We start from the raw sequence: 8,617 nt of genomic DNA, 5'->3' as shown, positions 1-8,617 counted from the left end.
GATCCGGCCCGGTCAGCTTTTTCTGATCCGGCCCGGTCAGCTTTTTCTGATCCGGCCCGGTCAGTTTCTTTTGATCCGGCCCGGTCAGCTTCTGACCCGTTGGGTCTAATCAAGTCAGCGTGCGCAGGCGGGCCTTGGCAGCACGGGCGATGGCGGCGACGGTGAGCGTATCCAGATCGAGCTGGCGACGGATAAGCTGCAGCACCCTCACCTCCTCCAGGCGCATTTCGAGGTCGACGGCCGCAACCTCGAAGGCTGCGGCATAGGCGGTGTCAAGCAGGCGTTCGGGCAGCGCCTCAGCGACGCGCGTCAAAACGCCTTCCAGCCCTTCCTTTTCGTGCAGCAACTTCTGGCAGTCCTGGGCGACGCCGACCAGCCGGTCGTGGTCGAAATCCTCGAACACCGGCCATGAGCGGACGACGTCGCCAATCCGCGCCAATTCGACATTGGTCATGTCGCGATCGGACGCTGAGGTGATGACCATAAGATAGATCAGGGCTTCATGCGGCGGCAATGGCATTTACAAACTCCTCAAACTGGCTCCGAAGTTAGGAACGAGGCATCGACGCCGCAAGGAAAAAGCGCCGCGATCGTTGACGCCCACGGCAGGCACGCCTAGAGACCGGTTGAAAAAATCATCCGGCCCCTTCTTGCGGCGATGCCGGCGAATAATTTGGAAAACAGTGACATGGCGGGATCAAACATCATCGATCTCAATCCCGAGGTGCTTGCGGCAGCGGCTGAAAGCAAGGCGTGGCCGTTCGAGGAAGCCAGGAAGATCGTCGAGCGCTACAAAGGCACTGACTTTCCCGAGACCGTCCTGTTTGAGACCGGCTACGGTCCGTCGGGGCTGCCGCATATCGGTACTTTCGGCGAGGTCGCACGCACCTCGATGGTGCGCCACGCCTTCCGCGTGCTCACCCGGGACACGGTCAAGACCAAGATCTTGTGCTTTTCCGACGACATGGACGGTATGCGCAAGATTCCGGACAACGTCCCCGATCGCGCCGCACTCGAGCCGCACCTGCACAAGCCGCTCTCGTCCGTCCCCAATCCTTTCGGCGGCGACTATGCGAGCTTCGCAGACCACAACAACGCAATGCTTTGCCGCTTCCTGGACACGTTCGGCTTCGACTACGAGTTCGCCAGCGCGACGGAATACTACAAGGCTGGCCGTTTCGACGACGTTCTGCTGCGCGCTGCCGAACGTTTCGATAAGATTATGGACGTGATGCTGCCGACGCTCGGAGAGGAGCGTCAGGCGACCTACAGCCCGTTCTTGCCGATTTCCCCCAAAAGTGGCCGCGTGCTTTACGTCCCCACGAAGCATGTCGACGCCAAGGCCGGCACTATCACCTTCGATGATGACGGCACCGAGACCACGCTGCCCATAACCGGCGGCAGGGTGAAGCTGCAGTGGAAGCCGGATTTCGGCATGCGCTGGGCGGCGCTCGGCGTCGATTTCGAAATGTTCGGCAAAGACCACCAGACGAATGCGGTGATCTACGACCGTATCTGCAATATACTGGGCGGGCGCGCGCCCGAGCATTTCGTCTATGAGCTGTTCCTCGACGAGAACGGCCAGAAGATTTCGAAGTCGAAGGGCAACGGACTGACCATAGACGAGTGGCTGACCTACGCGCCGACCGAAAGCCTCGAGCTTTACATGTACCAGCGGCCGCGGCAGGCCAAGAAGCTCTATTTCGACGTCATTCCGAAGGCGGTGGACGAGTATTATGCCTTTCTGTCCGCCTATCGCCGACAGGAGTGGAAAGAGCGGCTGGGAAATCCCGTCTGGCATATGCATGACGGTAACCCGCCTGTCGTCGACCTGCCGGTGTCGTTCGCGCTGCTGCTCAATCTGGTCAGCGCCTCGAACGCCCAGAACAAGGACGTGCTGTGGGGGTTCATTTTGCGCCACACGTCAGGCGTGACGCCGAAGACCCATCCCGAGCTCGACCGGCTGGCCGAATATGCCATCCGCTATTTCGACGATTTCGTGAATCCGGCCAAGGTGTACCGGGCCGCCGATCCGGTCGAGCGCGAGGCGCTGACGAAACTTTCCGAAGCGCTCGCCGCATTGCCGCCAGATGCCGATGGCGAGGTGATCCAGAATGCCGCCCTCAACGTCGCGCGCAAGATCGAACGTTATCAGGACCATTCGAAGCAGAGCCCGGAGGGCGGGCCGGGCGTCTCCGTCGCCTTCTTCCAGATGATTTACCAGGTTTTAATCGGACAGGAGCGCGGCCCGCGCTTCGGTTCCTTCGCCGCGCTCTACGGTATTGCAGAAACCCGTGCGCTCATTCAGAAGGCGCTGGCTGGTCAGCTGGCGGCGTAGCCGTCGTCTCGGTTGGCGGCGTAGCCGTCGCCGACGGATCGAGAATCGGCTGCGTCGGCGGCGCAGTGGCCGCAAAAGGGGCTGGCGCCGGAGGCAGGCCGGAGAGATTGGGCGCCGGCCCGAAAATGCCCTTCCTCGCCATACGGGCCTTCTCGCCGGCCCCGACGTAAGGGCCACTTTTGGCGGCGCGCGCCCAGCCGTTTTCGATCAACCACTGGCCGACATCCTGGTTGCCAACGCGGCATTCGGCAGTGATCAGGTCGCGGCCGCCCTCGGGTGGCACCGTGCAGACCACCGCCCGACCGCGCAGGAAAGCACGGAACGCCGTTCGCGCCCGGGTGCCACACGTCCAGGACTTGCCGCCGTCGGTGCAAGTTTCGTCCTGCCTGACGATGTCGACACCGGAAATCGCGACCGAGTAGCCCTTGGCCTCGATCACACCGGCGGCCGATGCAACCGGCTGGAACAGTTTTGTCCCGTTCCAGTCGTCGGGCATTTTCGTTTTAGGCGGCTTGGGCGGTCCGGCCAGCGCCAGCTCACTCAGCGGCGCGCGCGGCTCGACCCGTTCAAGCTCTTCGGGCTGAAGCTGCGGCGGCGCGACGATTTTGGGATTGATGGCCCTGGAATATACCTCCGGCCGTGCCATCTTGGGCTGCGGAACCGCTGATGTGGCGGGCGCTTCGGATTGCGCCGCAATGCCGGCCTCCGCCCGAGCTGCGACGCGACCGTTTTCGCCATGCAGCACGGCGCGGCCACCTGCGGCAATCGCAGCCCCCATCGCCAGGATCGTCAACACCGCAGCGGCTGCATGAAGCGGGCGCACCGGCGGCCCTTACTGGCTTGCCCAGACAATCCGTGCCACCCATTCGACATCGCGCAGCGGGATGTCACGGTTCGGGTGCTCGGGATTGAGCGAGACCAGTATGATCGACTTCGCCGTCTGACGGTCCAGCACCTTGGCCATCACCTCGCCGGCATTGGTCTTGACGACGACGCGGTCGCCCTTGCGGGTGGCAGCGCCCGGCTCGACGATCAGCACATCGCCATTGCGGTAGAGCGGCAGCATGGAATCGCCCTGGACCTGCAGCGCATAGGAGGTTTCGGTAGCCCGTGCCGGAAGCTCGATCAGGTCCCAGCCCTGCCCCGCGGGAAAGCCGGCATCGTCGAAGAAGCCGCCGGCGCCGGCCTGCGCGAAGCCGAGCAACGGAACCGAAGATGTCTTTGCCGGCAGAGATCCGGGAACGGTCTTGCCCCGGCCTTCGACCAGTCCGGTGAATTCGTCGAGCGAGGCGCCGGTCGCCTCGATGATCTTGGCCAGCGACTCGGTCGACGGCCAGCGCGGCCGCCCGTCCGAGGACAGCCGCTTCGACTTGTTGAAGGCGGTCGAATCGAGGCCCGCGCGTTTCGCCAGCCCCGAGGCCGAAAGCGAATAGCGCTCGGCGAGAGCATCGATTGCGGCCCATACGCGGTCATGCGAGAGCACTATTGCTCTCCTTCAGAACAGGAAAAAATACCTTGTCTGTTCTAACCGGTCGACGTGATTTTGTCCACCACCGAAGGCGGCGTCACGCCGCCTTCTTGGCCTCGCTCCTGGCATAGGGATCGAAGCGTTGGTAGAAAGTCTCGCCCTTCTCTGCCATGTCGAGCAGCAGCTTCGGCGCTTTGAACTCGGCGCCGTACTTCTTCTGAAGACCCTTGGCGATCTTGACGAATTTCTTCGCGCCGATGCCGTCGATGTAGGACAGCACGCCGCCGGTAAAGGGGGCGAAGCCGAAGGCGAGGATCGAGCCGACATCGGCCTCGCGCGGATCGGTGACGATGCCCTCTTCCATCACCCGGGCCGCCTCCAACGCGATGGTGACCAGGAGCCGCCGCTTCAGTTCCTCATAGTCGACCCGTTCAGGCGCCAACTGCGGATAGAGATCCTTCAGGCCCGGCCACAACTTCTTCTTGGCAGGCTTTTGCGGGTAGTCGTAAAAACCCTTGCCGTTCTTGCGGCCGAAGCGGCCATGCGTGTCGACCAGCGTGTTGATCAGCGTCATCTGCTTCGGGTCGACAGCCTTGTCGCCGAGATCGCGCATGGTCTGCTTCATGATCTTCTGCGCGAGGTCGATCGCCGTTTCGTCCGTCAGCGCCAAGGGGCCGACCGGCATGCCGGCGGCCTTCGCCGCATTCTCGATCATCGGCGCCGGAACGCCCTCGATGAGCATCTTATAGGCTTCCGACATATAGCGCAGCACGCAGCGGTTGACGTAGAAGCCGCGCGTGTCGTTGACGATGATCGGCGTCTTCTTGATCGCGCGAACGAAGTCGATTGCGGTGGCGAGTGCCTTGTCGCCCGTCTTCTTGCCCAAAATGATTTCGACCAGCATCATCTTGTCGACCGGCGAGAAGAAATGGATACCGATGAAATTCTTCGGCCGCGCCGAATTCTTCGCCAGCGAGGTGATCGGGATGGTGGACGTGTTCGACGCAAAGACCGCCGTCGGCTTAAGCACGGCCTCCGCCTTTTCGGTGGCGTCCTTCTTGACGTCCGAATCCTCGAATACCGCCTCGACCACCAGGTCGCAGCCTGTGAGGTCGGCATAGTCCGCCGTCGGCGTGATCAGCGACAGCAGCCTGTCCTTGTCCTCCGGCTTGGCGCGGCCCGTCCTGACCTGATCCGAGATCAGGCTGTCCGAATGCGCCTTGCCCTTGGCGGCAGCGTCCATGTCGCGGTCGAGCAGCACCACCGGAATGCCGGCCTTGGCCGTGACATAGGCGATGCCGGCGCCCATGAAGCCGGCGCCGAGCACGCCGATCTTCTTGAACTTGGTTTCCGGCACGCCGGCCGGACGACGCGCGCCCTTGTTCAGTTCCTGCAGCGACACGAACAGCGAGCGGATCATCGCCGCCGCTTCCCTGGTCTGCATGATCTCGGTGAAATAACGCTGCTCGATGCGCAAGCCGGTGTCGAACGGCACCAGCAGGCCTTCATACACGCATTTCAGGATGGCCGCGGCAGCCGGATAGTTGCCATAGGTCTCGCGACGCAGGATGGCGATTGCCGGTGGCCACAGATTGGCGCCGGCCACCGAATAGACCGGGCCGCCGGGCAGCTTGAAGCCCTTCTCGTCCCACGGCGCCACTGGCTTCAAGCCATTTTTGATCATGGCTTTGGCGGTTTCGACCAGCTTCGTCGGTTCGGCAATCTCATGGATCAGGCCCATCGACTTGGCCTTCTGTGGCGACAGCGTCTGACCGGAAGTCAGCATCTGCAGCGCCTGCTGCTGGTCGGTCAGCCGCGGCACGCGCTGAGTGCCGCCGGCACCCGGGAAGATGCCGATCTTCACTTCGGGGAGCGCCATCTTGACCTTGTCGGAATCGGCCGCGACACGGCCATGGCAAGCGAGCGACAGCTCGAACGCGCCGCCCATGCAGGTGCCGTTGATCGCCGATACCCACGGCTTGCCTGAGGTCTCCAGCTTGCGGAACAGGCCGGTCATGTAGCCGGCATTGTCGAACAATACCTTGGTCGCCTTGTCCAGGTCCTTGGCTTTATCGGCTGCGAACTTCGACAGCATCTTCTGCAGCATGGTGATGTCTGCACCGCCGGAGAACGTGTCCTTGCCGGAGGTGATCACCGCCCCCTTTATCGACGCGTCGCTCGCCACCTTGTCGACGATGGCGTTCAGCTCCAGCATCGCCTCTTCGGTGAAGACGTTCATCGAGCGGTCGGGCATGTCCCAGGTGACCAGCGCGACGCCATCGTTGTCGATGTCAAGGGTGAAATTGGTGTAGCTCATCGGTCTCTCTCCCGTCAGACGCGTTCGATGATCGTTGCGGTGCCCATGCCGGCGCCGATGCAGAGCGTCACCAGCGCGGTGTTCAGGTCGCGGCGCTCCAGTTCGTCCAGCACCGTTCCGAAGATCATCGCACCGGTTGCGCCGAGCGGATGGCCCATGGCGATGGCGCCGCCATTGACGTTGATCCTGTCGTGCGAAATGTCGAAAGCCTGCATGTAGCGCAGCACCACCGAGGCGAACGCCTCGTTGAGCTCGAACAGATCGATGTCCGACAGCTTCATCCTGGCGCGCTTCAGCAGCTTCTCGGTCACGTCGACCGGACCGGTCAGCATCAGCACCGGTTCCGAACCGATATTGGCGAATGCACGGATGCGAGCACGCGGCTTCAGGTCGAGCGACTTTCCAGCCTTCTTCGAGCCGAGCAGAACGGCCGCCGCGCCGTCGACGATGCCCGACGAATTGCCGGCGTGGTGGACGTGATTGACCTCCTCCACCTCGGGATGCTTCTGCACCGCGACGGCATCGAAGCCGCCCAGTTCGCCGGGCATGACGAAAGACGGGTTGAGGGCCGCCAGCGATTGCATATCGGTCGAAGGCCGCATGTGCTCATCGTGGTCGAGGATGGTCAGGCCGTTCTGGTCCTTGATCGAGATCACCGAATTCTTGAATCGGCCTTCGCCCCAGGCGTTGGCGGCGCGCTTCTGGCTTTCGACGGCATAGGCGTCGACGTCGTCGCGCGAAAAGCCGTACTTCGTGGCGATCAGATCGGCCGAGATGCCCTGCGGCACAAACCAGCCCGGCAGGCCGACCGAGGGGTCCATGAACCAGGCGCCGCCGGATGCGCCCATGCCGACGCGCGACATCGATTCGACGCCGCCGGCGATGACGATCTCGTCGGCGCCTTGCGCGATCTTGGCGGCGCCGAAATTGATGGCGTCCAGGCCAGAGGCGCAGAAACGCGAGATCTGCATGCCGGGCGCTTTCGTGTCGTAACCGGCCTCGAAGGCGGCGGCGCGCGGAATGACAGAACCCGCCTCGCCGACGGGATCGACGCAGCCGAAGATGATGTCGTCGACGGTGCCGGTGTCCAGCCCATTGCGGTCACGGATCGCCTCAAGCACCTTGGCGCCGAGCCGCACCGCTGGCACCTCGTGCAGCGAGCCATCCTTCTTGCCCCTGCCGCGCGGCGTGCGCACGGCGTCATAGACATAAGCTTCGGCCATTTTCCTGCTCCTTGGTTTGCTGAAAGTCTCTCAGAGAGAGCGCCCGATCAGCAATTTCATGATCTCGTTGGTGCCGCCGTAGATGCGCTGGACGCGGGCGTCGCGGAACATGCGGGCGATCGGATACTCGTTCATGTAGCCATAGCCGCCATGCAATTGAAGGCATTCGTCGACGACTTTTCCCTGCAGGTCGGACAGCCAGTATTTGGCCATCGAGGCCGTCACCGGGTCGAGACCACCATCGATATGGCGGGCGACGCAATCATTGTAAAAGACCCGGCCGATTGTCGCCTCGGTCTTCAGTTCGGCCAGCTTGAACTGGGTGTTCTGGAAATCGATAATCGCCTTGCCGAAGGCCTTGCGCTCCTTGACGTAGTCGATGGTCAACGCCAGCGCCCGTTCGACCATGGCGATGGCCCCAGTGCCGATCTGCAGCCGCTCCTGCGGCAATTGCTGCATCAACTGGACGAAGCCCTGGCCTTCCTCGTGGCCGAGCAGATTGGAAGTCGGCACGCGCATATCGTTGAAGAACAGTTCCGACGTGTCGTTGGCCTTGAGCCCGATCTTGTCGAGGTTGCGGCCGCGCTCGAACCCTTCCACCTCGTCGGTCTCGACGACGATCAGCGAGGTGCCCTTGGCGCCCTTCTCCGGGTCGGTCTTGGTGACGATTATGATGAAGTTGGCGAGTTGGCCGTTGGTGATGAAGGTCTTCGAGCCGTTGACCTTGTATTGGTTGCCGTCCTTCTCCGCGCGCGTCTTGACGCCTTGCAGGTCGGAGCCGGCGCCGGGCTCGGTCATGGCGATGGCGCCGATCAGCTCGCCGGTCGCCAGTTTCGGCAGCCACTTCTTCTTCTGCTCCTCCGAGCCGTAGTGGAGGATGTAAGGGGCGACGATCGAATTGTGCAGGCCGATGCCGAAACCGTCGACGCCGACATGGCCGATCGCCTCGATGATGGCGCTCTCATGCGCGAATGTCCCGCCCGAACCGCCATATTCCTCCGGCATCGAGGCACAGAGCAGACCGGCCGCACCTGCCTTCAGCCAGCTCTCGCGGTCGACCATTTCGTTCTTCTCAAACTCGTCATAGCGCGGCGCGATCTCTTCCGACATGAAGCGGTGCGCCATATCGTAGAGCATGCCGACCTCGTCCGCCGCCCAAGCGGGTTTGGGAAGGCCAAGAATTTCGGCGGGGTTGGTCATGCTATTTCTCCCGCCCCAACGCTCCCCTCCCCCTCGAGGGGAGGGGAACGTCGAGGTTGGAAGGTGGGGTC

7 protein-coding genes are annotated in these 8,617 nt (G+C 62.8%); 1 reads left to right on the top strand and 6 read right to left on the bottom strand.

Annotated features, from left to right (window positions below):
- Positions 1–109 precede the first annotated feature (109 nt).
- Complete coding sequence (locus NMG70_RS10705) at positions 110–520, bottom strand: tellurite resistance TerB family protein (protein WP_254024444.1); 411 nt, start codon at positions 518–520, stop codon at positions 110–112.
- Positions 521–688: 168 nt separating this feature from the next.
- Between NMG70_RS10705 and NMG70_RS10700 the strand changes: the two genes are divergently transcribed.
- Positions 689–2,338 (top strand): lysine--tRNA ligase, encoded by a 1,650-nt coding sequence (locus tag NMG70_RS10700; protein WP_254024443.1) that lies wholly within the window; start codon positions 689–691, stop codon positions 2,336–2,338.
- Here the strand turns inward: NMG70_RS10700 and NMG70_RS10695 are convergent.
- The 5 genes from NMG70_RS10695 to NMG70_RS10675 all read right to left on the bottom strand — a co-directional run bounded on the left by NMG70_RS10695 (position 2,301) and on the right by NMG70_RS10675 (position 8,546).
- Positions 2,301–3,161: a thermonuclease family protein gene (locus NMG70_RS10695; RefSeq protein ID WP_254024442.1), complete on the bottom strand. Its 861-nt coding sequence runs from the start codon at positions 3,159–3,161 to the stop codon at positions 2,301–2,303. The two genes, NMG70_RS10700 and NMG70_RS10695, sit on opposite strands and share 38 nt — an antisense overlap.
- A gap of 9 nt (positions 3,162–3,170) precedes the next feature.
- Positions 3,171–3,821: a S24 family peptidase gene (locus NMG70_RS10690; protein WP_254024441.1), complete on the bottom strand. Its 651-nt coding sequence runs from the start codon at positions 3,819–3,821 to the stop codon at positions 3,171–3,173.
- Between the two features lie 82 nt (positions 3,822–3,903).
- Positions 3,904–6,123 (bottom strand): 3-hydroxyacyl-CoA dehydrogenase NAD-binding domain-containing protein, encoded by a 2,220-nt coding sequence (locus NMG70_RS10685; RefSeq protein ID WP_254024440.1) that lies wholly within the window; start codon positions 6,121–6,123, stop codon positions 3,904–3,906.
- 14 nt (positions 6,124–6,137) lie between these two features.
- On the bottom strand, positions 6,138–7,346 hold the full coding sequence (locus NMG70_RS10680) for an acetyl-CoA C-acetyltransferase (RefSeq protein ID WP_254024439.1): 1,209 nt from the start codon (positions 7,344–7,346) through the stop codon (positions 6,138–6,140).
- Between the two features lie 30 nt (positions 7,347–7,376).
- Positions 7,377–8,546, bottom strand: a complete 1,170-nt coding sequence (locus tag NMG70_RS10675; protein ID WP_254024438.1) for an acyl-CoA dehydrogenase family protein — start codon at positions 8,544–8,546, stop codon at positions 7,377–7,379.
- Between the last annotated feature and the right edge of the window lie 71 nt (positions 8,547–8,617).

The organism is Mesorhizobium ventifaucium (assembly GCF_935822925.1).
GTDB classification, from domain to species: domain Bacteria; phylum Pseudomonadota; class Alphaproteobacteria; order Rhizobiales; family Rhizobiaceae; genus Mesorhizobium; species Mesorhizobium ventifaucium.
This window is presented reverse-complemented; position numbering and strand designations above follow the sequence as displayed.